Source organism: Microcoleus sp. S13C4 (assembly GCF_036700865.1).
Lineage (GTDB): Bacteria > Cyanobacteriota > Cyanobacteriia > Cyanobacteriales > Microcoleaceae > Microcoleus.
Map to the genome: position 1 here is coordinate 22,629 of NZ_JAUBPS010000012.1, position 24,959 is coordinate 47,587.

General features: G+C 44.9%; 24 protein-coding genes and 1 other RNA gene. 5 read left to right on the forward strand and 20 right to left on the reverse strand.

Annotated features, from left to right (window positions below; genetic code table 11):
* Positions 1–13 precede the first annotated feature (13 nt).
* From psb28 to QT996_RS07510, 6 genes are all read right to left on the reverse strand, one after another.
* Positions 14–349: a photosystem II reaction center protein Psb28 gene (gene psb28, locus QT996_RS07485; RefSeq protein ID WP_333045566.1), complete on the reverse strand. Its 336-nt coding sequence runs from the start codon at positions 347–349 to the stop codon at positions 14–16.
* 209 nt (positions 350–558) lie between these two features.
* Positions 559–2,019 (reverse strand): DUF1565 domain-containing protein, encoded by a 1,461-nt coding sequence (locus tag QT996_RS07490; protein ID WP_333045568.1) that lies wholly within the window; start codon positions 2,017–2,019, stop codon positions 559–561.
* A gap of 120 nt (positions 2,020–2,139) precedes the next feature.
* Positions 2,140–2,262 (reverse strand): hypothetical protein, encoded by a 123-nt coding sequence (locus QT996_RS07495; protein ID WP_333045569.1) that lies wholly within the window; start codon positions 2,260–2,262, stop codon positions 2,140–2,142.
* A 68-nt stretch (positions 2,263–2,330) separates the two neighbouring features.
* Positions 2,331–4,070, reverse strand: coding sequence for a hypothetical protein (locus tag QT996_RS07500; protein WP_333045570.1), 1,740 nt, complete (start codon positions 4,068–4,070; stop codon positions 2,331–2,333).
* Positions 4,071–4,194: 124 nt separating this feature from the next.
* Complete coding sequence (locus QT996_RS07505; RefSeq protein ID WP_333045571.1) at positions 4,195–5,178, reverse strand: SMP-30/gluconolactonase/LRE family protein; 984 nt, start codon at positions 5,176–5,178, stop codon at positions 4,195–4,197.
* 260 nt (positions 5,179–5,438) lie between these two features.
* Positions 5,439–7,163, reverse strand: coding sequence for a zinc metalloprotease HtpX (locus QT996_RS07510; protein ID WP_333045572.1), 1,725 nt, complete (start codon positions 7,161–7,163; stop codon positions 5,439–5,441).
* 219 nt (positions 7,164–7,382) lie between these two features.
* Here QT996_RS07510 and QT996_RS07515 point away from each other — a divergent pair, with 219 nt between their 5' ends.
* Positions 7,383–8,663, forward strand: a complete 1,281-nt coding sequence (locus QT996_RS07515) for a glutamate-5-semialdehyde dehydrogenase (protein WP_333045573.1) — start codon at positions 7,383–7,385, stop codon at positions 8,661–8,663.
* Here QT996_RS07515 and QT996_RS07520 read toward each other — a convergent pair.
* The gene (locus QT996_RS07520; RefSeq protein WP_333045574.1) at positions 8,648–9,673 is read right to left on the reverse strand and encodes a radical SAM protein; all 1,026 of its coding nucleotides are present in this window, start codon (positions 9,671–9,673) and stop codon (positions 8,648–8,650) included. The genes QT996_RS07515 and QT996_RS07520 overlap by 16 nt on opposite strands.
* A 46-nt stretch (positions 9,674–9,719) precedes the next feature.
* Positions 9,720–11,036 (reverse strand): three-Cys-motif partner protein TcmP, encoded by a 1,317-nt coding sequence (tcmP, locus tag QT996_RS07525; RefSeq protein ID WP_333045576.1) that lies wholly within the window; start codon positions 11,034–11,036, stop codon positions 9,720–9,722.
* Positions 11,037–11,337: 301 nt separating this feature from the next.
* Here tcmP and QT996_RS07530 point away from each other — a divergent pair, with 301 nt between their 5' ends.
* Together QT996_RS07530 and folB are read left to right on the forward strand one after the other, a co-directional pair.
* Complete coding sequence (locus QT996_RS07530) at positions 11,338–12,702, forward strand: serine/threonine-protein kinase (RefSeq protein ID WP_333045577.1); 1,365 nt, start codon at positions 11,338–11,340, stop codon at positions 12,700–12,702.
* A 153-nt stretch (positions 12,703–12,855) separates the two neighbouring features.
* The gene (folB, locus tag QT996_RS07535) at positions 12,856–13,221 is read left to right on the forward strand and encodes a dihydroneopterin aldolase (protein WP_333045579.1); all 366 of its coding nucleotides are present in this window, start codon (positions 12,856–12,858) and stop codon (positions 13,219–13,221) included.
* An 80-nt stretch (positions 13,222–13,301) separates the two neighbouring features.
* Here the strand turns inward: folB and nuoK are convergent, their stop codons facing one another.
* From nuoK to QT996_RS07580, 9 genes are all read right to left on the reverse strand, one after another.
* Positions 13,302–13,607 carry an NADH-quinone oxidoreductase subunit NuoK gene (gene nuoK / locus QT996_RS07540; protein WP_228042566.1) on the reverse strand — a complete coding sequence of 102 codons (306 nt, stop codon included), beginning with the start codon at positions 13,605–13,607 and terminating at the stop codon, positions 13,302–13,304.
* A 193-nt stretch (positions 13,608–13,800) separates the two neighbouring features.
* Entirely contained in the window at positions 13,801–14,424 is a 624-nt protein-coding gene (locus QT996_RS07545) for an NADH-quinone oxidoreductase subunit J (protein WP_333045580.1), read from the reverse strand.
* Positions 14,425–14,540: 116 nt separating this feature from the next.
* Positions 14,541–15,116, reverse strand: a complete 576-nt coding sequence (ndhI, locus tag QT996_RS07550) for an NAD(P)H-quinone oxidoreductase subunit I (RefSeq protein WP_333042046.1) — start codon at positions 15,114–15,116, stop codon at positions 14,541–14,543.
* 103 nt (positions 15,117–15,219) lie between these two features.
* Positions 15,220–16,338: an NADH-quinone oxidoreductase subunit NuoH gene (gene nuoH, locus QT996_RS07555; RefSeq protein ID WP_333045582.1), complete on the reverse strand. Its 1,119-nt coding sequence runs from the start codon at positions 16,336–16,338 to the stop codon at positions 15,220–15,222.
* 359 nt (positions 16,339–16,697) lie between these two features.
* Positions 16,698–17,088, reverse strand: a transfer-messenger RNA (tmRNA) gene (gene ssrA, locus QT996_RS07560).
* Positions 17,089–17,330: 242 nt separating this feature from the next.
* Positions 17,331–19,127, reverse strand: a complete 1,797-nt coding sequence (locus tag QT996_RS07565; protein ID WP_333045583.1) for a serine/threonine-protein kinase — start codon at positions 19,125–19,127, stop codon at positions 17,331–17,333.
* A gap of 61 nt (positions 19,128–19,188) precedes the next feature.
* A complete protein-coding gene (locus QT996_RS07570) occupies positions 19,189–19,425 on the reverse strand; it encodes a type II toxin-antitoxin system prevent-host-death family antitoxin (protein ID WP_333045584.1) in 237 nt (78 codons plus the stop codon).
* Positions 19,426–19,439: 14 nt separating this feature from the next.
* Entirely contained in the window at positions 19,440–19,754 is a 315-nt protein-coding gene (locus QT996_RS07575) for a ParE family toxin-like protein (RefSeq protein WP_333045585.1), read from the reverse strand.
* Positions 19,751–19,936, reverse strand: a complete 186-nt coding sequence (locus tag QT996_RS07580) for a hypothetical protein (protein WP_333045586.1) — start codon at positions 19,934–19,936, stop codon at positions 19,751–19,753. The genes QT996_RS07575 and QT996_RS07580 overlap by 4 nt, the downstream gene beginning before the upstream one ends.
* Before the next feature lie 78 nt (positions 19,937–20,014).
* Between QT996_RS07580 and QT996_RS07585 the strand changes: the two genes are divergently transcribed.
* The gene (locus QT996_RS07585; protein ID WP_333045587.1) at positions 20,015–20,626 is read left to right on the forward strand and encodes a hypothetical protein; all 612 of its coding nucleotides are present in this window, start codon (positions 20,015–20,017) and stop codon (positions 20,624–20,626) included.
* Between the two features lie 23 nt (positions 20,627–20,649).
* Here the strand turns inward: QT996_RS07585 and QT996_RS07590 are convergent, their stop codons facing one another.
* From QT996_RS07590 to QT996_RS07600, 3 genes are all read right to left on the reverse strand, one after another.
* The gene (locus QT996_RS07590) at positions 20,650–20,892 is read right to left on the reverse strand and encodes a hypothetical protein (RefSeq protein ID WP_333045588.1); all 243 of its coding nucleotides are present in this window, start codon (positions 20,890–20,892) and stop codon (positions 20,650–20,652) included.
* Between the two features lie 226 nt (positions 20,893–21,118).
* Positions 21,119–23,125, reverse strand: a complete 2,007-nt coding sequence (locus tag QT996_RS07595; protein WP_333045589.1) for a glycosyltransferase family 39 protein — start codon at positions 23,123–23,125, stop codon at positions 21,119–21,121.
* Between the two features lie 280 nt (positions 23,126–23,405).
* A complete protein-coding gene (locus QT996_RS07600; RefSeq protein ID WP_333045590.1) occupies positions 23,406–23,984 on the reverse strand; it encodes a hypothetical protein in 579 nt (192 codons plus the stop codon).
* Between the two features lie 361 nt (positions 23,985–24,345).
* On the opposite strand from QT996_RS07600, the gene QT996_RS07605 reads away from it, so the two are divergent.
* On the forward strand, positions 24,346–24,678 hold the full coding sequence (locus QT996_RS07605; RefSeq protein ID WP_333045591.1) for a DUF565 domain-containing protein: 333 nt from the start codon (positions 24,346–24,348) through the stop codon (positions 24,676–24,678).
* The last annotated feature ends 281 nt before the right edge of the window (positions 24,679–24,959 follow it).

Consider the following 24,959-nt stretch of genomic DNA (forward strand, 5'->3'; position numbering starts at 1 on the left):
TATTCCCCATCAATTATGCCTTGCTAAATCCTAAGCCGTTTGCTTCCGAGTATCGTTCCATAAAACGCATAAATCGATCCCATTCTTCGGGACTTTTCATTAGATAAAGAGCTTCCAAACCCGCAGGCTGACCGTTGATGAACTTAGCCTTAACCTCACGAGTGAGGATTTCACCTTCTTCGTCGATCATGTACATTCCAGTAATGTCTTCGGTACTGGTGCTGCTGAGAGCTTTGGGATTTTCAAAGATAAACGTGGCAGTGCCTTGAGCTCCCGTTTTAGAACGGGTTAGGCGCACTTCGGGCACAGCATCTTCGTCTATACCCCGAGAGAATTGAATTTTAGCCATAATCTGACACTCGAACCTTAAGGATTGCTTAATTTCTTAATGTTTAATCATAAAACGATTCGGGTACTCGCAAATCAAGACTTGGGAGAGTGGGAGTGGGTGAGAGCGGGCGAGAGTGGGGGAGAGTGGGGGAATCGGAGACAAGGGCGAGGGGAGATGGGTTGGTTCTTTGTACCCCAAGTTCTCCTCTCCCTTGTCTCCCAATTCCCTTAGACGATGTAAGGAGAGTTAATGGCCTCGGCTCGCTTTGTCGCTACCAGAGTTTGGTAGATGAGGGCGGATATCTCGCCACGGGTGATGTCGTGGGCGGGGGAAAGCTTTTCGCGCGCGGGATAGTTGACCACGATTTTGCGCTCTGTGGCGGTTGCTATCTCGTCGGTGGCAAAACTGGGAATCTGAGCTCGATCGACATAAACGCTTAAAGAATTGGGGTTGCCGCCCGCCAACTGCAACCCGTTTACCAAAGATACGATCGCCTGAACTCTAGTCAAATTCTGCTCCGGGCGAAACGTGCTGTCTGGATATCCAGCCAAAAAGCCAGCTCGATTAGCTTGGACGATCGCTCCCTGCGCCCAAAAATCCGCCGCCACATCCTTAAAAACCGTCGCCTCACGGCGCGGCACCAATTCAAACGCCTTCGCCAACATAGCCGCATACTGAGCTCTAGTTACAATTTCGTAAGCTTGAAAAGTGCCGTTGGGAAACCCGCTAACAATATTCATCTTTGCCAAGCGATCGATAAAATCCTGAGCCCAATGCGTGCTGATGTCGCTAAACTTTAGCCCGCCAGGAGTCGGAGTTGGCGTCACATTGCCCAAATCAAATAAACCTTTCACCCGCGAAGAATTGAGTTGATTCCCCACGGCAGAAATCTTAACCCCAGTCGCATTTTCCAAGTCTAATTCACCGTTATTCATAAAAATATTTCCGCCCAAATCTTGAGCATTACCCATATCTGGCAGCGACTTCCCCCCCGCAGTCAAACCGTATTCGGTATTTTTTTCAATGCGATTATTGCGTAAAATCGGCTTAGATTCTCCTGCTAAAACTATACCGGAGCGATTTTCCAAAATTTGGTTATCAGCAATCAAAGGAGCCGACTGAGCTTGCAGAGAAATTCCAAAACCCGTCTTTTGAAAAAGATTGCGCCGTATTGCTCCTTTAGCAGTTCCCGCCGTAATTACCCCAGCCGCTGAGTTTTCCATAAATATGTTGTCGAGAATCGCAGGATTAGCGGTTCCCGTGGCAAAAATGCCTTCGCGCTTGCATTGGGTGAAAGTGCAGTTAGCCACAGTCGGAGAAGTTGACTCTATCCAGACTCCCGTGCCGCGACTATCAAGATTGGTGACAGTTACTCCGCGCAATTCCGAATTAGTTGCTAGCAGTATCGTGATATTTTGATCCCCAGCGGTGGGACTGACAAATTTGCCGCTGCCTTGAATCAGAATGCCTCTACCTTTGTTAGCTTCATTACCAATAACTTTAACTCCCGAGGGAATTTCCAAGGGGAATTTTTCGCCACTAGCTGGGCTGTAACTTCCCGGTGCTAACTGAATCGTAGTTCCCGATGCAGCGCGGGCGATCGCGCGGGCTATAGTTTTGAATGGGGCTGATTGGCTGCCGACTGCGGAATCGCTGCCTGTTGCTGGGTTGACGTAAAGTGTTGTCATGTTTTTGCCCAAGAGATAATTTGCGATCGAGCTTTTGTGGAATTTTCATTGTCTACCAAGCAGACCCCGGATCTATATTCACCTTTGAGGAGATTATTTAATTGCACCATATCCGCCACCTTACTCATCAGCAGTGGCCACTGCTGCGGGATTGTCCCTACAAATCACTAAACTACTAATTTTAGGGTCGCAAACCGTTTTTTTTGCCTCCGCTTCAACCGGAAAACCGAGATTTTTAGTCATGAAACCAGATTTTTTTCTGGTTCCCAGTCAGAGGATAGTAACGGATTTATTTCTGGATCTGCTGCCTCTTAATTCCCGGTCAATTTTACAATACAAGACGCATCCAAAACCACTACAAATTCATTCTGAAAAACAGCACAACTTGTCATTGCTGAAGCTAAAGCGGGAATTTTCCCTTTTTTGAAATAAAGCATCGCCTCCGGTGTAGAATCAAATTGATTTAGCCACCCGTACTCCTCTACATAATCAAGAGTCAACGCCTTGCTATCGAGCATCCAAAAATCAACTCCATATTGATTAATGAAATTTTCCAACACAGCTCGATCGGGAGTGTATTGAGCGCGAATTAAATCACTCACTCGCTGCCTAAATTTGCTATAGTAGCCTTTCTGATAAGGTACTGCATACTCCTTTGCCACCAAAACCGATCGCTGACTAAATGTTGGCAAATCGTCCGTCTCTGCCGCGATTGAAGCAATCAGGATATCTTTAGGTTGTTGTTCAAAGAATTTGTACAAAGCCGGCATTTCACCTTCTACATACCCGGCTGTGGGAAATTTTTCGACAAAGCAGGGATAAAGGACAACAGCGATAGCTATGGTTGCTGTCGTAATTAGTGCAACTAGATTTTTTAAATCAAATGTTGTTGCAGTTTTTGATGCCCAATGACCGACTCTATCGATAATTAAAGTTAGGACTATCGCACTTATAAAAACCACAATAAATCGCAAGCTGTAGGCAGTATAGCGACCTGGTTGATACAACTTAAAAATGGTAGCGTGAGCCGCGAAAAACATCGCCGAGGATGCTAAGAATAGCTGAAGCAAAAGCCAGATTTTGCTTTGAATCTGATTGGCTAAGGGAAAAGCCGATCGCAAAAACAGCAGCAGCGGAAATAGCAATCCGACACAGTGAGTTACAGGCGTAAACAGCGACTTGGGAAACATCCCGCTGCCCCGCCCTGTCAACCAATAATCTACCGGATTTGGACGAAAAAAAGCATTTCTGCCTCCTGGTACAAATTCGCCCATTTGCTTCGCTTCTGCTGCGGTGTAAGTTGGGCCAAATTCAGAGTTATCTAAGGCATAGGGCAGCATTACTAAAAAGATTACTCCCAAACCTGTAGTGCAAAATAGGTAATTAGTTCGATCGCCCGACAAGCGCAAACCGCCGTTTTCCCAGCATAGCAGCCGCAGAACTAAAATTCCGGCAGCAACCAAGGCGTAAGGAGGATAGAATAGTCCGATAAGTGCGATCGCTCCCAAACACGGCAGCAATGAAGTGCGCGATAAATAATATAAAAAAGCCAGAAATATCGGATATATAAAAGCTCTTGGCGTTGTGGAAGCCAAATCGTCTGTCATCCACATATGCTGATTTAGCAGCAAAGATGCAATAAATCCAGTCATCGGGACTGGCAACATTTCTAGACACAGGCCAAAACAGTAATAAGTGGAGATTAAGCCGAGAAATAGCGGCAATATTTTGTGAAAAAATAGCGGGTGAATGCCAACTGTTGCTGCTAATTTGTAGAGTGTGCTGTATCCTGCGGGGGCGACTGATTGAAAGTAATTAGCAATGAAATCTTTGGGGAATAATTCAGGATCGACAAACCGCATCATCCAGAAAACGTGCTGCCTCGCATCGTCTTGCACCATATACTCGGCGCTAAAGACTTGCTTGAGTCCCAAAATACCATAAACGGCTGCAAATGTCAAGCTCAGAGTCAACCAAAATATTGTTTGCGATCGGGATGTGCGATCGACTGTAGCAGTTAGAAATTTGTGTAACCGAGCTATTAATACCATTTGAGATTGTAGATGTGAGATTAAAGAATCGGGAAGGACTGATTCTCAAACCTACGACTATATCATGCCCGGCTAATTACCCCTAATAAAAACCACTTTACTTTCAACGTCGCCCGATTTGAGATTATTTTCCCGGCCGCACACCCGCAATTTTAAGGCGAATCCGATACAGACTTGTATTTGCCGTAATATAAAGCGTTTTGCGATCGCTTTCTCCCCAAGCCAAATTAGTCGCCGTCTCAGGCACAGGAATCCTCCCCAAAACCTTGCCATCCGGCGATAAAATCCACACTCCGCCCGGCCCGGTGCTGTAAACATTCCCCTCTAAATCAACTTTTAAACCGTCGGGAACTCCGCCTTGAGTGGCGGCATCTTTTAACTCCGCAAAAAGCCTCTCATTTGTAACAGTTCCGTCCGGTTTTACATCGAAAACAGCAATGTATCCCGCTTCCGAATTGTTGACATAAAGCTTTTGCTCGTCTGGTGAAAAGGCGATCCCATTCGGTAGCACCAAATCCTTAACCAGCAGAGTTAATTTCCCGTCGGATGCCAGCCTGTAAACACCGTAAAAACCCAATTCTTCCTGCTCTTTAATAACACCGTAGGACGGATCGGTAAAATAAATGCTGCCGTCGGATTTAACGACCAAATCGTTCGGACTGTTGAGCCTTTTTCCCTCATATCTATCCGCCAATGTGATAACTTGGCCGTCTTTTTCTGTGCGGGATACGCGGCGATTTTCGTGTTCGGCAGTAAGTAAGCGGTTTTCTTTGTCTAAAGTATTCCCGTTGGCTTTTCCCGAAGGGCGACGAAATACCTCTACTTTCTGATGTGAGCCGAGTTTATAGATAATATTGGCGGGAATATCACTGAACAGCAAAAAGCCGTCTGGATGCCAAATCGGGCCTTCTATAAATTGGAAATCCCCAGCTATTTTTTCTAATTTTGCGCTTTCATCGAGAATATCTTGCACGGTGTTTTTTTTGTCCTGGTTTTCCGTTTGGGCGGTCAACTTTGTTAAGTTACCCCTGACTTTCTGGTTGGGGTTGCTGACTGCTAAAGTTAATACTATCAAGAATAAACTAATTGTAGCGATTTTTAGAGTCATGTTTTCTCATAACTGAATTACTTCCTTCCAACCATAAGATTACCTATCTCCTTCTTTTCTTCTTTTTTTCTTCTTTTTTTGCTGCTACAAGAGCGCTAGCACGCCCCTTGGCTAACACATTTAAAGCGGTTTGTAAACTAATCGAAAAAAAGATAATTGCGAGCGGTATTAAGTTCGATAGTACCGTATGCAACAAAAAAAAGAAGCTCGAAAATGCGAGCTTAATTATATTTAAGTTAAAACGTTTTACCTGTCAACTGTTAAGCTGGAAATGAAACAAAAAGCACCGCAATACCGATCGCGATCGCCCCTATAGCCATCACAACAGACCAGAAGCGGTGATAACTCTTAACCGTCGTACCGCTCTCGCTTTCAAGCTGAATCAAATCCATCCAAGGTGCAACACCCCGGCGGAACCAACCCAAAGCGCTAACATCCATTCCAATCAAACTTTTAACCCGTTTCATGCCAAACAGAAAATTGCCAATTGGCCCAAAGCGAGAAGCATAGCGCAGATAAATCATTCCCGTTCTGTCTTGCAATTTCAAATCCGAACCGAAGGTATAACCCGCATCCCCGCGACCAATTAATTCCCCTTGTAGTTGCGCCGGTTGACCCCGCAAAGGACTTGCGTAAGGGTCAGACATTAAGGTTAAAACATCCAAGTGTTCTGCTTGTTCGTAATTGGGGAACATCACCAAAGTCTTCAGCAAAATTCCTGCACCCAAAGCGATTAAAGGACAAGCAACCATCATCATCGGGTTTACAGCATACAGCGCAATGCCGATCGCAAAACCCACCGCTAAGCCCAGAGTTTCTGCACTGTACAGCAGTAAATCGAAGACAAAATTGCCGTACAATCTCCGCTTGCTCAAATCGTTGCCTTCGCCGACAATCCGGCCCATGTCAAACTCAATATCCAAGCCTAATTGTTCTGCATAAGTGCTCAAAGCGCGAACTCGCTTACCAGTCAGCGGGTGAGTCGAGTTCAACTCCATCCACCAACCCCACGGATTAAACATATCCCACAAAAATACTCTCCCAATCTTTTCTGGTTCCGAAGAAATCCTGTAAGCCGTGCCGGTAGATGTGGCAGCTTTAGCATCATAAATGCCTAAAGCGCGAGTTCCTTCTAACAAAATGCTGGGTTCCGTTGCTCTTTGTCCTTCTTCCAAAATACCGTAAGCAATTTTTACCAAAGCGCGAGACAAAGCATTGGGGTTGCCAGTAGTTTCGGCTGCAAAATGGTCGGCAAAATATTCTCGCGTCCGCGACAAATACAGCAATAAATAAGTGCCGGCGATGTAAAACAAATAAGCAACGGCCGCTACAGTACCTGCCGCATCTTTAGCTTTGTCGCCACCACTTCGACCCATCCTTTGAGCTGTAGTGTAAATTAAATAAGTAATTTGCACCAAAGTCGAAGCTAAAGTCATTACTGCAAAGTCCCAGTGGACGATGTGACCGAGCTCGTGGGCGTAAACAGTGGCAATTTCTTCGTCGTCTAAATAGGTAAAAAGACCTTGACTGACGACTAAGCGAGCGCTGTTGGGAAATGAACCGTAAGTAAAAGCAGTAGGGTTTTGGTCGTCGATAATTCCTAAACGTGGAGAAGAGAGTTTTTTCTGCTTGCAAACTTTCTTAATAACTTTCGCTGTTTCGGGACTTAGGCTTTCAATTTCTGCTAGGGAAACCCAGCGAGTATGGTATAGCCAATTTTGGCTTAAGTCCATCAAGTAAGGCGATAAGAAAAAAGCAGCAATGTTAAAAATCAGGGTAATCGGAAGTGCGATCGCCAATCCCGTAACTGGATCGGGACTGTTGAGAATCAAAACAGAGGCTAAAGATAGGGCTAACACCATACCAAACAACAGGCTGATAGTGACGCCGGAAGCTAAAACGAGATTTCCGCCAGTTTTCTGTATCAGTTTAACGCCGGCTTTGGCGGCTCGCCCTGCCTTGCGTAAAGGGGCGTGAGATGACATAATACTCTCCAAAGGTTATTGACAAATGGAAATGATCGTGGGATTTTATCTATACTTCACTGTTTTAACCTGTAAAGACGAATTCCTGTAAGGGATCTCAACAAAAATATAGAATTTCCTTGAGAATTGTTAAAACTGAAAACCGCCCCTAAATTTTTTTGTGGGGATTCAATTCACAACTCAAAACCCCAAACCCAAAACTATTTAAAATTTACTGCCATGTCTATTATTGAAATTGCCCAAAAAACGCGCGTATCTGCTAGAAAATTGGCAGTTTTGTCCGCTAATGCCAAAAATCAAGCTATTGAAGCTATTGCGAAAGCTTTAGAAGCTGCTGCGCCGGATATTGTGGCGGCGAATGTGGCTGATTGCAAGGCGGCCCAGGCGGATGGAATTGCGAAACCGCTGTACGATCGCCTCAAGTTGGATGAGAGCAAGTTGAAAAGTGCGATCGCAGGCGTGCGAGATGTTGCGAAACTCCCAGATCCCGTAGGTTCCGTGCAAATCCACCGTGAATTGGATACAGGATTAATTCTGAAGCGCATCACCTGTCCTTTGGGCGTTTTAGGCATTATTTTTGAAGCGCGCCCAGAGGCGTTAATTCAGATAGTATCCTTGGCAATCAAATCAGGAAATGGCGTCATTCTCAAAGGCGGCAAAGAGGCTGTTCGCTCCTGCGAAATATTGACAAAAGTGATACATCAAGCATTAGCAGAAACTGCGGTTAATCCAGAAGTCGTGCAGTTGCTAACCACGCGGGAAGAAACAATCGAACTGCTCAAAATGGATGAATATGTAGATTTGATTATTCCCAGAGGTTCTAATTCCTTCGTGCGGTTCGTGCAGGAAAATACGCGAATTCCCGTGTTGGGACACGCCGACGGAATTTGTCATTTGTACGCAGACAAAGCAGCGGATATTCAGAAAGCAGTAGAGATTTCTGTAGATGCAAAAACTCAGTATCCAGCCGCCTGCAATGCCATTGAAACTTTGTTAGTTCACAGTGCGATCGCCCCCAAATTCCTGCCCGCTGTTGCCACAGCTTTGCAGCAGAAAAAAGTGGAATTGCGGGGAGATGAAAAAACTCGCGCCATATTGGCTATTGCCGAAGCGACCGAAACAGATTGGTCTACAGAATACAGCGATTTGATTTTGTCAATCAAAATAGTAGATTCTGTAGAAGAGGCAATAAACCATATCAATACTTACGGTTCCCGACATACAGATGTCATTGTCACCGAAGATAGCGAAGTCGCCGAAACTTTTTTAAATGGAGTCGATGCGGCCGGAGTTTATCACAATTGTTCGACTCGATTTGCCGACGGTTTCCGCTACGGCTTCGGTGCAGAAGTGGGGATTAGCACGCAGCAAATGCCACCTCGCGGGCCTGTTGGTTTAGAGGGGTTGATTACATATAAGTATCGAGTTGTTGGAGATGGCCATATTGCCGCGAGTTATGTAGGGAAGGATGCGAAGGACTTTACTCATCGGGATTTGTAAGCATTTGAGTAATTCTCGTCCTTGGTGCTACTAGATTTTCCCTTAGTCCGTAAAGCTGTGAGACTATCCCACTTTTCTACTGTCGGTTTATACAACCAATGCTCTAGTTTAGCTTCATCCACATACCCTCTTAGTTCGGGATCGGGCCAAATATGTAGTCGCTCTTCACACTGGGCATCTTTTGCTGCTTCTTCAATATATTCCCATTGTTTGTTAAAGCATTCTGCCCATGATTTTCTAGTCATAATTGAATGAGCAAAATCTAAACCTGCTGCTGTCATTCGCTTACCATTACTCCCGCGAGCATTAATGGGTTCCCAAAAAATAACCTCTGGATTCACAGTCAGGATTTTCTCTAGATATCTTTTAAAGTCATCCAATGTCAGGGTAGGAGGAGTGGGAGCCATTGCAACATACAATCTACATCCAGCTTCATGACCTTTTAGCAAAGCTTCATAGCGTTTAGAAGGTGGAGGTGATTGAGGTTCTATCTTGCGAATCAGCTCGTCATCATCTAGGTATGGCAAACTCATTCCAACTGTCACATTAGGATTTTTGAGAATTTCGAGATCGTTTACCCACAATAAACCACGAGTTAGAATTCTGACTCTTTTGTTATATTTTAATAGAACCTCGACGGTCTTGCGAGTTATATTTGCCGTTTGCTGGTTTTGATATGGGTCAGTACCCGAACACAGTAAAACTACTCCTTTTCCTTCTGGCGTCTCGCGCCAAGACTTTTTGCGACTTAGGTTTTTTTCTAGTAACTCGGGTATATCTTCACGAACAAAGAGATACTGTCCCCAGTCCATTTGAGGATTGCTTACTCCCCTTTCCCGTAGTTGTGCTTGCTTTGTCCTAATTGCTGGCGTTGAGGGTACATAACAAAAGGTACACCCGTGCAGACAACCAGAGGCTACGTTAATTACATAGTCGCATAGTCCCTTCTTATTAAGCGCACTCTCTTGCAGTGGATTGACAATTTTTTCTGTGCCTTTGACGATAGACATTATATGCCTCTGTTTATGGTTGTGAAAGTTTCGGGAGCTTAGTTATTTAGGAATCAGATGTAAAAAACTTACTCTTATAAAATAATGAAATTTGATATTTCTGGGGTAGTTTTATTATATCATTTTTTTGCAATTTAACTCGCTTACTGCTTAATAACTTATCCTTTCTCCAAACTTGTATTTCTTTATCCTCAATATATCTGTTGATATATTCATTATAGAGCCTTCGGTTAGCTGGATTAAGTACCATTGTTTTTTTCTTTATTTCTCCAAAAGAAATACCTTCGGGATTTTTTCTGATTAAACCTCCCACATCTCGATCTAACTTATCCATACAAACTTCATAGCTATCTTTGGTGATATTCAATTGGAGGGAAATTTGATTCTGATTATAATAATCAGCAGTTTTAAGTCCATATCCATATATTTCATAATGGTATTGATAATCTAGATTGTTCTCTAAATCAAAGCAATCTTTGATAACTTCCAATGCTGTTAAGTTCTTAGAAAGATGCAGTAGATAGTATAGTACATTACTTTCTCCTTTAGGAATCAGTGCAAAAGTAAAAACATATTCTGATTTACCTCTTTCAATAAAGAGTTTGACAGTTTGGTCTCTCAAATAACACTGTTCTCCCATGCTTGTGTCTTCTAAGTTGGCTTTTTCATAATATCCATCTGCTTCAAGAACTTGTTCAAAAGCAGATTTCAGTGTTGTGTATCTTTCAAGAAGAAACCTTTTGATATAAGAAATCATGTAAGTATATAAAATTTCCGAACCCCTGAGATTATTTAAGTCTCTAATAGTTCCCATTGAAACATCTGTCCAACCAAAGGGATCTAGCAAAAAGAAAGAATGACCTCTACGAGTTTCAACTGTAAAAATACAGGATTTTACTAAATTTTCAAATTCTCCCTGTAGAAATTCACATTGCTCTATCCTATCCCCATAACCCTCATTAAATGTATGCGGTTGTTCGTCAACTAATTCTCCTAAATTCGCTTTAATCATTGAATAATTTTTGAGACAACTCAGGTGCGATTTTTTACTATCTATAAAAATAAATTTTACATTTAATGGTTGTGAATAAATTCGTTTGGATTTTTGATGTGCTTTTCTTACAGCTTTTATAATTTTAATAGGAGAACCTTCCCATTCATCACTACCATCTTTATACATACCGCCCCCACAAAAGCCATCTATAAAAGTAAATGTAGTTTCTCCAAAACGAGTTTTTTCATAAAGTGTGTATATGAGGTTTTCAATATATTTTTCAATAATTTGATGTTTGGATTTAGTATGAGGATCTATTGTTGGAATATTACTTCCGTCTGCACTCCATTTTGGCTGTGAATCACTCATGTTGATTATCTGCTGAAATAAAATTAGTGGCATAACTTATTTATCAAATATTACCAGATAGGTTGACCAGGTGCAACTACCTCAATAAAAAGTGTTAGCTTTCTTAAATTTCGGGTCAATTCGTTCCTGAATCAAGGTACAAAGTCTAGTGTGTCAATCAGATAAGATTGACCTAATTAGCTGAAGTTGTGCAGGAAGCTTTGGCTAAATCCGGCGATCGCCCTCGCATTCAAACAAACTTAGCTACAATGAGCTATACTGTGCTCCACGACTCCCCTACTCGAACAATTTGCCGTGGTTTATGTCTAACTCCTCCCTCCTCACCCCAGGTTCAACTCTCGAAAAACGCTACCGAATCCTCCGCGAATTGGGCCGAGGTGGCTTCGGCCGCACTTACCTCGCCGAAGATATCAACCGCTACAACGAACATTGCGTGCTAAAAGAGTTTTCTCCGGTGGTGCACAGCCCGAAAGCTGCCGAATTGTTCGATCGCGAAGCGAGTATGCTTTACAACCTCCAACACCCACAAATCCCCCGTTTTCGAGAACTCCTGCGAACGGATTTGCGCGGAAATCCATCTTTATTTTTAGTGCAAGATTATATCAAGGGTCAAACCTACGAAGAAATATTGATATCGCGCCAGCAGCAAGGTAAAAATTTTACCGAAGCCGAAGTTACTCAACTGCTATTTCAGCTTTTACCAGTTTTAGAATACATCCACTCGAAAAATTTAATTCACCGCGATATTTCCCCGGATAATATTATTCAGCATGATGCTGACCAACTACCATTTTTAATTGATTTTGGTTCTGTCAAACAAATCGCAGCCAATGCCGTACTTCAGTTTAACGGACAATCGGATACGGCGATCGGCAAACAGGGTTATTCGCCAGTCGAACAAATGCGGCTGGGTAAAGTTTCTGCAGCTAGCGATTTGTACGCTTTAGCCGTCACGGCTTTGGTACTGCTAAGCGGCAAAAAGCCTCAAAAATTGTACGATATCAATCATAAAACTTGGGATTGGCGATCGCACGTCAGTGTCAGTCAAAATCTCGCTACGGTCTTAGATAAGATGCTAGCAGAACAACCGGGCGATCGCTACCAATCTGCAAAAGCAGTCCGCGAAGCACTCAAAGATCCAAAACTATCTCAAATTGGCAGTATAATTTCCCAAATGGTGACAATGAACTTTGTCGGCCGCCCTTTCAAAAACACCACTCAAACTGCTACCAGTAATCATACTCCTGTTCACCAAACTCCTCAAATTGTTAACAACAGCACATTCAAGTTAATTCCTTGGAAAACCATAGGGAGTTTAAGTGTGATTTTGGTGCCCGGAATTTTAGCTTTTAGTGTAGTCAAATCTGGTTTCACGTTGCCCAAGTTGCCGGATTTACCTAAATTTTCTTCGCGCCAACAACCTGCCGATACATCCTTAGAGGAAGCTGAAATAATTCGTCAAGAAAAGATTGGTAAACGACGCAAAAATCTCAACATTAATCAAGATATCTTCTATCAAAAAGTGGATGAATTATATTACAATAAATATCCAGAATTACAAGGACACAGCTTGACAGAAAAACCAGAAGATGCTGAAATTAGGCGGAAATGGTATGAAGTTGCTGAGGATTTATTGGACAAGTTGGAGAAAGGAGGAGAGTTGTGAAATTTAAGATAGAATAAGAGTGATTAAACCGCAGAGGGCGCAAAGAGCGCAGAGGGAGAAGGAAAAGGGCAAAAAAAGAGAGGGAAGAGAAAGAGAACTTTATCTGGTTTAATACAAACTGGTATAGACAACGCACTTTTAGTTTATTGCAAAATGGATTCTATTCAACTTACAGGAATTCGCTGTTACGGATATACGGGCTATCTGCCGGAAGAGCAAGTTTTGGGGCAGTGGTTTGAAGTGGATGTTACTCTCTGGCTGGATTTATCGCAAGCGGGAAAAAGTGATGATATTCAACATACTCTTGATTACCGCAGCGCAATTACTCTGATTCAAAAGCTAGTCCAAGAGTCGAAATTTTTATTAATCGAACGCCTAGCAGATACTATTGCTCAAGCGCTTTTACAACTACCGTTAGTGGAAAAAGTTAAACTACAACTCTCGAAACCTGCTGCCCCCATCCCTGATTTCGGTGGCAGAATTACTCTAGAAATTACTAGAACGAAAGACAGTAATTAAAAGTAGGGACACGGCAGTGCCGTGTCCCTAAAAATGTACCGCGTTTTACAAATATAATTTGCAATTAACCCGATTTAAGATTACCACTTCAGCAAATTAAATTCTTCCATGTCTACGGTATTGCGGTTGCGATAAATCGCCAAAACAATTGCCAAACCCACCGCAGCCTCAGCCGCCGCTACCGTAACTACAAACACGGTAAAAACTTGGCCCTTAATTTGTACAGGGTCGAGATAATTGGAGAAACCCATCAAATTGAGATTGACAGCATTCAGCATCAACTCGATCGACATCAACACGCGCACTGCATTTCTGCTGGTAATCAAACCGTAAATACCAATACAGAAAAGTGCGGCGGCTAATAACAGGAAATACTGGAGTTGCAGTTGCATAAATTTTTTGAGTTTTTCTCAATCAACATTACTACAAGACAGAGAGATAGGTGCCGTGAACACCCTACTGTAGCGTGTCTAAATCATTCATACATTAGGGGTAGTGCTCCGTACCTGCCTCCGAGCGGGGCAACCACGGGTAAATTGCTCCTACCTTAATTGTACGAATCATTTAGACTCACTACTTTTACTTAGATTCTGGCGAAGACACATCTCCGGCAGAAACTAATTCGCGAGGTCTTTCCGGCAAACTCAAAGCAGGTGTTTCGGATAGCTTCTTTGACAGTTCATCCGGGAAAAAATCGCGGCGCGCCAAGACAATTGCCCCTACCATTGCCATCAACAAAAACACTGATGCTAACTCGAAAGGCAGCAAAAAGTCGGTGAAAAAATGTTTGGCGATAGTCACGATCGAACTTTCGGCTGGTGCTCCTGTCGTCGCCACAATAGTCCAAGGAGTAGACACCACCATCGTACCCAAAAGCGCAAACAAGCCTACGCAAACTCCTGCTGTTGCTACTTGACGCACCCAAGCGTTGGGAATAGTGCGGAAATCTTCTCGCTTGTTCACCAACATAATCGCAAACAAAATCAAGACGTTAACAGCGCCAACATAAATCAATACCTGCGCTGCTGCTACAAAGTCGGCATTCAGCAACAGGTACAAGCCGGCAATGCTGGTAAATACGCCGCACAGCAAAAATGCTGAGTAAACGATATTTGAGAACAGCACTACTCCTAGTGCTCCTGCAATCATCATTACGGACAGTATGCCAAATGAAACAATTTGAACCCCTTCAGCTAGATTCACAATTTTTTATCCTCAATTATTAGTTTTCTATTGTTCGTTTTTACTCATTAGTTAGCAGTCATTAATAATTGGTTATTTCACTAATGACTGATGACTACTGACTAATGACTAATTACTTACTTTTCGATAATTTCCTCTGGACGCAGACCGGCGCGGCGATCGGTGTAGGAAACTTCATGGGGGTCGATCGCACCTTTCGGCAAATAAGCGAATTCCCGCATCGGTGTCACCATCGGGTCATCTGTAACCTTGTAAGGTAAACGTCCGAGGGCTACGTTGTCAAAATTCAGTTCGTGACGTTCGTAGGTGGCTAACTCGTATTCTTCTGTCATGGACAAACAATTAGTCGGACAATATTCTACGCAGTTGCCGCAGAAGATACACACTCCGAAATCGATACTGTAGTGCTTGAGTTGTTTCTTCTTAGTTTCTTTGTTAAATTCCCAATCCACTACAGGTAAGTTGATCGGACACACCCGAACGCAGACTTCGCAGGAGATGCACTTGTCAAATTCAAAGTGAATTCTACCCCGGAAACGTTCAGAAGGAATTAGTTTCTCGTAAGGATACTGCACCGTAATCGGCCGGCGTCTCATGTGGTCAAAAGTAACAGATAGCCCTTGACCGATATACTTAGCAGCTTGAAGAGTCTCTTTGGCGTATTCGCCTACTTGATTGAGGAATTTTAGCATGGTGTTCTCTCTCTGTACTTGAGTTTTTGGTAATTGCTAATTGATAATAGGTAATTGGTTAACAGCTATTTTTGTTTAGCTATTGCCCTTTACCTATTATTAATTAACCGCCAAAAGCAAAGGGAAAGGCAAGTTTCAAAGCTGCAGTCAATAGCAAATTAACTAGAGCAACGGGAAGTAAAAACTTCCATCCCAAATCTAGCAATTGGTCGATCCGCACTCGCGGCAGAGTCCACCGGAGCAGAACTGCCAGAAACAGGAAAAAGTAGGCTTTCAACATGGTCATCGTAATGCCCAGCAAGCCGGTAATTACCTGCAACCAAGGAGTCGTCTCGCTCAATCCCAGGGCATTTGTCAGCACTTCGACAGGAATCGGACATTCCCAGCCGCCGAGGTACAAAACTGCTACTAGCAGGCAAGAAAGGACGAGGTTAACGTAGGAAGCGATATAGTACAAAGCAAATTTCATGCCTGTGTACTCAGTCTGATATCCTGCTACCAATTCTTCTTCTGCTTCCGGGAGGTCAAAGGGCAAGCGTTCGCATTCTGCGAGTGCTGCAATCCAGAAAATCAGGAAACCTGCTGGTTGCCGCCAGACGTTCCAGCCGACAATGCCGTAGCCGGCTTGCTGGTGTACGATGTCGATCGTACTGAGGCTATTGGACATCATCACGACTGCCAATACTGCCAAAGCTAGGGGAATTTCGTAGCTGAGGGATTGAGCGGCTGCTCTGAGTCCTCCGAGGAGGGCATATTTGTTGTTTGAAGCATAGCCCGACATCAGCAAGCCGATCGGCTGAATGCTAGACAGGGCAATCCACAGAAATATCGCTGTCCCCATATCGGCGATCAGCATATGCTCTCCGAAGGGCACGATTAAGTAAGACAGAAAAACTGGAATCACCACAATTACCGGGCCGAGAGTAAATAGCAGCGCGTCAGCTTTTGCGGGTACAATGTCTTCTTTGAATACCAACTTCAGACCGTCAGCAACGGGTGCTAGCACTCCCAGAGGGCCGATAAATTCCGGGCCTATCCGCTGTTGAGCGGCGGCGGAAATTTTCCGTTCCAGCCAGACGCTAGTTAGTACCCCGAAAACGGCAGCGACAATCATCAGCAACATCGGCAGCGGTAGCCAAAGCACTTGGGCGATGTCCGCCGGTAAGCCCAAATTCATGAGGGCTTCTACGAAACTTCCTTGTAAGTCAATTCCTGGGTTCATTTGTCCAGCTTTTGAGCGATCAGCATATAATTTTTCACCCGTCCTTTGTAGGAGTAGGCTTAGAAATCGGGGTCTTTGTAAAGATTTTTAATGCTTTACCGCCTAATAGTATATCGCCCGACAGGCTCCAAGAACGCACAGACAGGGTGAAGTTATAATTATATGACCCCGCAGCTTGGCTAATGGGTTGGTAATTTATGTATTTTTACTTGGCCGCTCGATCGGCTCGATCAATTTTAGATTTTAGATTGAATGAACATTGAATGCCAAACAAAAGGGCCCAGAGTTAACTCTGGGCCCTTTTAATGCTTTAAAGTGCCTTTCAAATGGTTTAAACCATTGATTTTACGTCACTTTTTTTATGGAACTGGGCAGAATCGAACTGCCGTCCAAAGCGGGTATTTACCTTCCGATCGTTCACAGGTTTATCCCTTCTAATCCTCAGGGCGGGAACCATCTTTATCCCAAATGGGGGGATTTTCTAGTGATTGCTTTCCTAGCTAGCCGACTAGAAACGTTTAGCTAGGGCATCCGTTGGGGGTTGTTATGCTACCGTTAACGGAGTTAGGTGGCATACACTCTAAACCAAGCTCAAGAAGTTTTTAGGCTACAGCTACGGCTTTGCGAGCGAAAGGAACGATGTTGTTCGCATTTACTTTTTTGTTTGAGCCGATATTAACGAGAGTAGACTCCCTCTCGACCTGCATCACGGAGCAGCTTTCGCCACCCTGTCGAAACCATTACAGCCCCTCGTGTGTTCTTTAATCATAGACAATATTTCGTGTTGCGTCAAGTCAAGCGATTTTAGATTTTAGATTTTGGATTTTCGATTTTGGCACAAAGCTGAGTCGGGAATATTTACATCTTGCACCATTTTCTTGAACAGGCAAGATGCCTGTTCCACAAGAGTTGAGTTTTCCTGTGGGGTGGGCCGGAGAACCCGCCCTTTCAAGGTTTATTGACAAGGGTGCACAATGTCAGCCATGCCAAATTTAATGCAAGTTGTCGTCCCAGACGCCGATGTAAATCCGATCGCGTTCATTGCGTTCGATCATCCCTTCCAGCGAACCCTTCTTAAACTTAAACTGATTAGTCCGGCCCTGCTGCACGTCCCGGAACCCTTGCAAAATCTCCCTATTGGCGCCGCCCACCATCCCGTTTAAGGCGGTTCGCATTACCAAATCGTCCACCGACTGGGCAAAAGAGCCCTCTGTTTGTACTAGCTGGCCCGAATCACGATCGTAAATGTAGCCGAGAGTAATCCGGTTCGGCAATATTTCGTAAAGTGCAGTGCGAGTATTTGGCCAATAGCCCCGGGCTTGAGAGTCAGTCGGTTCTCCCAATTCGGATAAAATCTGACTTTCCGGCGTACCAACCGCATACCCAGGGATTGTGGGAGTCTTCTGATAACTGGTTGTCGGTTGTTCGCTGGGTGCGGGCGATCGATCTGGCGGCAACTCTTTATCAACAAGTTTTTCTGTTGGTGTGGGTTCGGCAGCCTCGGGAGTTGGCGCTGGTGTTGGAGTTGGCGCCGGTGTTGGAGTTTCAACTGCAGGCGCTGGAGTTTCAGCAGCAGGCGTTGGAGTTTCAGCAGCAGGCGTTGGAGTTTCAGCAGCAGGCGTTGGAGTTTCAGCAGCAGGCGGCGGAGTTTCTCTGCGAGTCTGCGCTGGCGTTGGTATCGGCGCGGGAATTGGTGCGGGGCTTGAGCGCGCGTCTGGATCTGCTGGGGCCGAAGTGCGATCGTCCTGGGCCACCGGTGCGGGGTCTGAAGACGGCCGGTTGAGGAAAACCCTAGCAATCCCGACAAAACCTGCAACAATAAGTGCGATCGCCACCAACCCCAAAATCCACCAAACCTTACGCTTGCCTTCCCCAGAAGACACCACAGCAGGCGCTGTTCTGGAACCCGCAGGCGACTGAGGCCCGTGTCCCGGAATCACCGCCACCGTCGGCCCGGTGCTCGGCGACGCTGCGCCCCCCTGCCCTTGCAGCAGCGACAGCCACTCATCGACGCTAGCAGGGCGATTTTGAGCTTCTACCGTCATCCCCCGCATCACCGCTTGGCTGACTGTCGGACTCACTTGAGGCTGCAAATCGCGGGGTGAAGGCATCGGCTGGCTGGTACGCAAAATTGCAGCCACCGGCACCTGTGCTGTCAGTAAAGTGTAAAGCGTCGCCGCCAGACCGTAAACATCTGTTGCGGGCGTATATTTTCCTTGGGCAAAATACTGTTCTGGCGGCGCGTAGCCGTCGGACACCATATTAGTGTGACTTTGGGTTGCACCCAGAGTAAACTCGCGGGCAATGCCAAAATCGATCAGGACAACTTCTTGAGTGTTTTGGCGTAGCAGAATGTTTTGCGGCTTGATATCTCGGTGCAGCAAACCCTTTTGATGAACTGCCTTCACAGCAGCGCCAATTTGAGTAATGTAGAGAATTGCGAGATTTTCTGGCAGCGGATTATTTGAACCGACTACATCGCCCAAATTCTGACCGGCAATATAGTCCATCACCATGTAAGGCTGCCCGTCTTCGACAAAAAAATCGCTGACGCGCACAATATTGGGATGGACGCAGGAAGCCAACCGCCTCGCTTCGTCTTGAAACTTGCGATCGAACTCAGCAAAATTGGGTTGCTGCCGCAGAGATTCGTTGAGGGTTTTAATGACTACAGGCTGTCCTAAATAGCGGTGATTTGCCCTGAAAGTTATTCCAAAGCCGCCTCTTCCCAATTCTTGTTCGAGGGTGTATTTTCCACCCTGTAAAGTTTTGCCGATTAGCGCATCCATAGATTCAGGCGATCGCGTACCAGATAATATGGCTGATTATGGCACGTATAGTGGGATCTCCTCACCACTCCAAAGAGCGATCGCAATCCTCGATCGGCGTTGCCATTCCTTCCCGAATTGATTCCCGCATCCCCGGCACTGAGAGAAGATACAGTGTTTCCTGAACATATGCAGAGTCTGATTCAGATAATAATACTGTATTGCTAGTCTGTCCTGCGATCGCGATCGGTTGATGCGAGTGACTCATGGGAACGATCGACTGCTGCAACTGATGTTGAGCTTCATTAATTGGGATCATAATTTTCCATTTGTCTAAATACACTTTTCTAATTGATATTGGCTGGCTGTAGACACTGCTACAACTGCCCCAGAAACTTGTCCTCCTCTGCGTGTGAACCAACCCAAAACCAGATTACAGTGTTCTCCGTCCAACTGACCAACTGCTCGATAGTTTTTGCTAATTCGGGCTGAGTAGATTGGTAAGTCTGGATGCACCTTCTTGAAACGCAGGTTTGGATGACTTGGGTCTTCCTTGAACTGGCGATACGCCCCGCGTATCTGCTGTTGAACTTGTTCGGGTAAATCAGCAAATAATCTACGGAACTCGGTTGTAGTGCGTAAATTCACAATGTTTCTGGATCAAGTTCTTCGGTTTTGCCTGCATGATACTCAGCCATTGCTGAAGCTGCGAGTTTAGCAAGAGCATCTGGGGAACGGGAGAATGCTTGATCCCAGCGCCTCTCGTCTTCAAGTTCTTCCCGAATCATTGAAGCGAGGGCATCTTGCTCGCTGGCAGACAATGTTTTCAACTTGGCGATCCTCTTCGAGGGCTCCGCTAACGCACGTTCCAGTAACTCAGTCATAGCTACCACACTTTTACAATTAAAATGGCATCCTATCCATTATCCATTGTTTCAGGCAAGTTGAGGGTAGGGCGAACAAATGGCAGGCTAATTATCATCATTACTAACTACGGGAGACCCACTTCTATGTTTTATACGGGATTTTTCATGCACTTAAATACATCTCTATATCTCGCTAATTCAGGAATCCCACTATTCAGTCAGAGTGTTTTTTATCAAATTATTTTGCTAATCCCAATTATCGCAATAGAAGCTTACATTCACAAAAGCCTACTCAATCTCAGTATCCTAAAAGCAAGTTTTATTGCTTTTACAACAAATATCATATCGACGATTGGGGGAGGTTTTATTATCGTATGTATTGGGGCGTCTATTGGAGAGTTCGTCTTCCACACCAGCGTGCCTGTACAGCCTGGTTCTTTTCCATTTCTGCCGTTGGAAATTATGATTACACTCATTCCTATGTTTTTCTTTTCCGTTTTCCTAGAATTATTAATAGGGAGTTTGGGACTAAAAATAATTGAAAAACGCAAAGTGAATAAATCATTTATAATAGCTAATTTATTCACGTACTTAATGCTTGAGATATTAGCTTTTACCCAACTTGTCAAGGGATACATTGAAGGGCGTGGCTAACCCAAACGTTCTGTCTCGTCGGATCACTGATTGACATCTTGAGCCGCCATCATTGCATTGATATGGGTAAAGATACGATCTAATTCCCCAATGGCGTCGAGTTCCGCTGCCTCTTCTGCTATTAGTTGATCTGCCTTTTTCTTCTCTAACAATTGTTCCATGCGCTGTTGGAGCGAGTCACTAAATTTGAACAACTTCCACCCATCGACTTTTTCAAGGCAAATTTCATGGATTAACGAGGAGGGTTTGTTGAGAATTGAAACCATTGTAGGCTCCGAGCTTCGGGTTGTAGATAGTGAGTAGATTATAGCTTTTATTCAATCTGCCAGATTTAATGCTCCAACCGAGAACCTTCAAATTACCGCCACAACCCTTAGCCAAACGGCAGCCAAACGGCACTATTGAGTGGCAGTACCCCAAATTTAAGCGCTGGAACGAAACCCTGCAAGTCCGCTCCAACGACTCGCATCACCATAGCCGCAGTACAATACACTATCGAAACGCTGTTCTCGGAACCCTGGCGAGTTGGTAGGCGCCCCGACTGTCCAACAATTGATATTGATTTGGCTGCAATCCTAATTGCTCAAATTTTTCTGGATATCCCAGCAACAAAATAGAGGGAGAAGTTGGGTTTTTAGATTCCTTAATATAGTCGAGCCCCTTTGTGAGAGATCGGTAGTAAGTCACCGGCTCTTGGGTATAAAAAACCAGACTTGGTTTCCAGAAACCCACCATAATAAACTCTTCCCCTGGCAGTTTTTGTTGAACGGCAACCTGTGCTAACTGTCTCAGAGGTAACTGGCGGTTGATATCCACCACTTTGTAGGCTGGAGTAAGACCAAAGATGATAAATGCTACTAACCCGATGAGGTTAGCAACTAAAATCCAGCGCTGTTGGCGCTGCCACAGTAAAAGTGCGATCGCCACCGCTGTAATTATCCAAATCGTACCGCCGACAATCAGCAATCCCGACTGCTGAATTGCTTGGGGAAAATTGGGCATTGCCGGGTCGTCTCCCAGCCAATGGTAGCAGTAGAAAGTTGCTCCGGCTATAATTAATAAAAATACGACATTGAAAATGTATGTAACTAACAGTCCTCGCGGTAAAGAATTCGGTTTTTTTTCTAACTTTGTCCGCCTGTTTTCGGGTTCGTTACCTGCAATGATATCGCTCCACAGCAGCGTTACCAAAATCGCTGCGGCGGGGATTAAAGGCAATACATAACTTGGCAATTTGGTCACGGCGATCGTGAAAAAGCCAAAGATGCACCCGAACCAAAATAAGGCAAATAAACTCAACTGAGCCGATCGCGGTTGACGACGCCAGTAACTGCGCTGCCAAAAACGAGTACGGGCGATCGCCACAGGCAAATAAATCGACCAAGGTGCAAAACCCACTAGCACTACAAAAAAGTAAAAATACCAAGGCGCCGAGTGCTTGTTGACTACTCCAGTAAAACGCTGGAAATTGTGATAGCCAAAAAAGCTGTCAATATAAGTTTGACCATTGGCTAAAATAACTAAAATGTACCAAGGCAGGGCGATCGCCAGAATAATTAAGATTCCCGACACCGGACGCATTTCGCGCAAAAGTTGCCGAAAATTTCCCAAATAAAGCCCAAAACAGCCAATAATCAGCGCTGGCACGACAATTCCCACAGGCCCCTTAGTCAGAATTGCTAAGGCAATTAGTACGTAAAAAGTTAGATACCACTTATTGGGAAATCGGGAAGCGGAAACAGTGGAAAATTCTGCTTGTTTTCTCTGTTCTTCTAGAGTGTAACCGAGGAAAAATGCGAGGAGTGCCGAACACATACAGCCGACTAATAGCATATCTGAAACGCCAGTTCGTCCCCAGGCAATAGTGTGGGGATTTAAAGCTATTAGGGCCGCACCAATCCAAGGAGTAGAAAAAAAGAGGGGAAGACGGCGAGTTTTGAGTTTTGAGTGTTGATTCTCTGTTTCTTCTTCCGGCTTCCATCCAACTTCTTCCTGCTTCCTGACATCCGTTAAATCCGTTACAGAATCCGTTGCCGAACTTCCTTCTTCCTGTGATTTCGATAGGGTATAAAATCCGAGGCAAGTCAGACCGATCGCGCACAAAGCCGACGGAAGACGCACGGCCCATTCGTTAACGCCCAGAGTGCGGTACGCCACCGCCATCAGCCAGTAAATCAACGGCGGCTTGTCAAACCTGGTTGCGCCGTTGAAATAAGGAGTGATCCAATCCCCTGTCACCGTCATTTGACGGGCGGCTTCGGCAAACAACGGTTCGGTTTCGTCAACTAAACCGATGTTGCCGAGATTCCACAAGAAACCTACCCAGGCGATCGCGAACAGCCACAATAGCGACAGCAGCTTTGGTGGGATCCTCTTCGTTGGCGTAGCCCCCGTAGGGGCGGGCTTCGCTAACGGGCGATTTCTAAACTCTGACCAACTTTTAATAACTTCCTTCACCCAAACTTCCTGCGATTTTAGATTTAAAATTTTAGCTCGCATAGAGAGTCTACCGAAAGATTCGCATTCTCGAAACTCCCAAGTCGATCAAATCCAGTTCAACAGAGATGTTGCACCATTCTCAACCAGCATTTCATGGGCGGGATCTCCTGCCCAACCCGTACTCCCCACAAGAAAATTCACTCTTTGTGGAACAGGCAAGATGCCTGTTCTTTATAATGGTGCGGCTATGTGAGGTTAAACTCACATAGCCGCATCGTTCTCAATAAAACCGTATCAACCGGGTTTCTCGACCAAAATCTCGGCACCTGCAGCTAAGTGTTCACGGCTGCAAAATTAATTGCCATTCTCCGGCTGTGCTGTTCCAAGCGGGCGAGGCTGTCTCCCCGGCGACGTAAGGCCCCCAGTAGCGGCGAGAACCATCCTGAGCAAAAACCACCAGAATGTCTCCCCGTTTGACTTCTAAATTGCCCTCCGGCAGCGATAGCATCAGTCCCTTGCCGCCGCCTTCCCCCGGTGCAAAATCCCAGTGGGCCGGTTTGCCGTAGGATTCCTTGGATTGCCGTTTCGACAGCAGGGCCACTCGCACTGGGTGTTCGCTGCGATTGCTAACGCGCAGACTGCCGGAGGCATTAGTATTTGCAGGGATTGAGGAAAGCAATTCCTCTTCTGGATCTGGGGGGGTTGGTATTGAGTCGGATTTGGGCTCGCTGGCGGTGCCTGCAGAAGGTGTCGCGACTGGGGAAACGGGGGGTGTGGGGGGATATGCGGTGGCTTGTGATGGCCAATCGCTCGACTGATTTGAACCGTTGGAGATAGTGATTTCAAAACGTCCTAGAAACATTCCTGTAATTAGGACGATCGACACTCCAATTACGATCTGGTAAATTTTAAGATTCATAAATTTTAGGCTTAAAGGATAGGCTGCACCCGCAATGAGTCTTAACTATTTTTAATATAAAACCAGGGTCTGCTGTGCCACAAGATACAGTTACACTTAATTACTTGAGCGTTCTCGGCTATAAAGCGCCGATCGCTCAATACCATTTTAGATGTTAAATTTTAGATTTTAGATTGTGACATACTGACACCGATAAGGATTTGGAGTTGGTTGCGAGAGTCATTTGTTTACTCATCCGTATAACTTTTAATACCAGTTGAAAAAAAGAATGCCACTATAAGCCCGTACTCCCAACCCTAATATTCATCAGTCATTCCGCCTCTCAAATCTCACATCTCACATCTCAAGTGGTATAACTTTTATGCAGAATACCCGAATTAACAGATTGATTGATGTTCTGGGCGATCGCTTCGGAGGCTGGCTTAGCAATCCTTGGCGGCGGATTTCGCTCCTGATAATTAGCCTGCTGTTCGGCACTTTTTTGGGAACAGCTATTTCGACGATCGCCGGACAATCTGCAGATTGGGATATTATCGCAGCCGGGCTGTTGGTGTTGTTGACGGAGTTCGCGAACTGGCTGGTTTACGGTGGTCGGCGGTCTGCCGCCCGTTCTTTGTGGGTGGAGATGCTCAATGCTCTGAAAATTGGTCTGACTTACAATTTATTTGTGGAGGCTTTCAAACTCGGCTCTTAAAAAATGGTGAAATATTTGTTTGCTTTAGATAATATTTATATAAACGTGCTCTTAAAAAATTTGAACCTGTAGTGCCGAGTTGAGTGTCAGTCGATTTGAGATTTTAGACTTCGGCCTCAGCCCTCAGTCGAAGGATTTTAGATTTGAGATGTATTCCACAGATGAATTTCGGATTTTGAACTAAGGTCGAAATGTGGGAGTTCTCCACGACAGGAGTTGGGGTTTGTATCCGTTTTGGGTGGGGTCAAATATTTGTCAATTGCAGATAATATTTGTACAAA

Bases quoted from the DNA above. Each gene is read 5' to 3' on its own strand.
- ndhI (WP_333042046.1), bottom strand. From the start codon at position 15,116: ATGCTAAAATTCCTCAATCAAGTAGGCGAATACGCCAAAGAGACTCTT.
- tcmP (WP_333045576.1), bottom strand. From the start codon at position 11,036: ATGAGTGATTCACAGCCAAAATGGAGTGCAGACGGAAGTAATATTCCA.
- QT996_RS07530 (WP_333045577.1), top strand. From the start codon at position 11,338: ATGTCTAACTCCTCCCTCCTCACCCCAGGTTCAACTCTCGAAAAACGC.
- QT996_RS07505 (WP_333045571.1), bottom strand. From the start codon at position 5,178: ATGACTCTAAAAATCGCTACAATTAGTTTATTCTTGATAGTATTAACT.
- QT996_RS07585 (WP_333045587.1), top strand. From the start codon at position 20,015: ATGGCATCCTATCCATTATCCATTGTTTCAGGCAAGTTGAGGGTAGGG.
- QT996_RS07595 (WP_333045589.1), bottom strand. From the start codon at position 23,125: ATGCGAGCTAAAATTTTAAATCTAAAATCGCAGGAAGTTTGGGTGAAG.
- QT996_RS07590 (WP_333045588.1), bottom strand. From the start codon at position 20,892: ATGGTTTCAATTCTCAACAAACCCTCCTCGTTAATCCATGAAATTTGC.
- nuoH (WP_333045582.1), bottom strand. From the start codon at position 16,338: ATGAACCCAGGAATTGACTTACAAGGAAGTTTCGTAGAAGCCCTCATG.
- QT996_RS07500 (WP_333045570.1), bottom strand. From the start codon at position 4,070: ATGGTATTAATAGCTCGGTTACACAAATTTCTAACTGCTACAGTCGAT.
- QT996_RS07605 (WP_333045591.1), top strand. From the start codon at position 24,346: ATGCAGAATACCCGAATTAACAGATTGATTGATGTTCTGGGCGATCGC.
- QT996_RS07490 (WP_333045568.1), bottom strand. From the start codon at position 2,019: ATGACAACACTTTACGTCAACCCAGCAACAGGCAGCGATTCCGCAGTC.
- QT996_RS07515 (WP_333045573.1), top strand. From the start codon at position 7,383: ATGTCTATTATTGAAATTGCCCAAAAAACGCGCGTATCTGCTAGAAAA.
- QT996_RS07570 (WP_333045584.1), bottom strand. From the start codon at position 19,425: ATGATCCCAATTAATGAAGCTCAACATCAGTTGCAGCAGTCGATCGTT.
- QT996_RS07520 (WP_333045574.1), bottom strand. From the start codon at position 9,673: ATGTCTATCGTCAAAGGCACAGAAAAAATTGTCAATCCACTGCAAGAG.
- QT996_RS07495 (WP_333045569.1), bottom strand. From the start codon at position 2,262: ATGACTAAAAATCTCGGTTTTCCGGTTGAAGCGGAGGCAAAAAAAACG.
- psb28 (WP_333045566.1), bottom strand. From the start codon at position 349: ATGGCTAAAATTCAATTCTCTCGGGGTATAGACGAAGATGCTGTGCCC.
- QT996_RS07600 (WP_333045590.1), bottom strand. From the start codon at position 23,984: ATGAATCTTAAAATTTACCAGATCGTAATTGGAGTGTCGATCGTCCTA.
- QT996_RS07565 (WP_333045583.1), bottom strand. From the start codon at position 19,127: ATGGATGCGCTAATCGGCAAAACTTTACAGGGTGGAAAATACACCCTC.
- QT996_RS07510 (WP_333045572.1), bottom strand. From the start codon at position 7,163: ATGTCATCTCACGCCCCTTTACGCAAGGCAGGGCGAGCCGCCAAAGCC.
- folB (WP_333045579.1), top strand. From the start codon at position 12,856: ATGGATTCTATTCAACTTACAGGAATTCGCTGTTACGGATATACGGGC.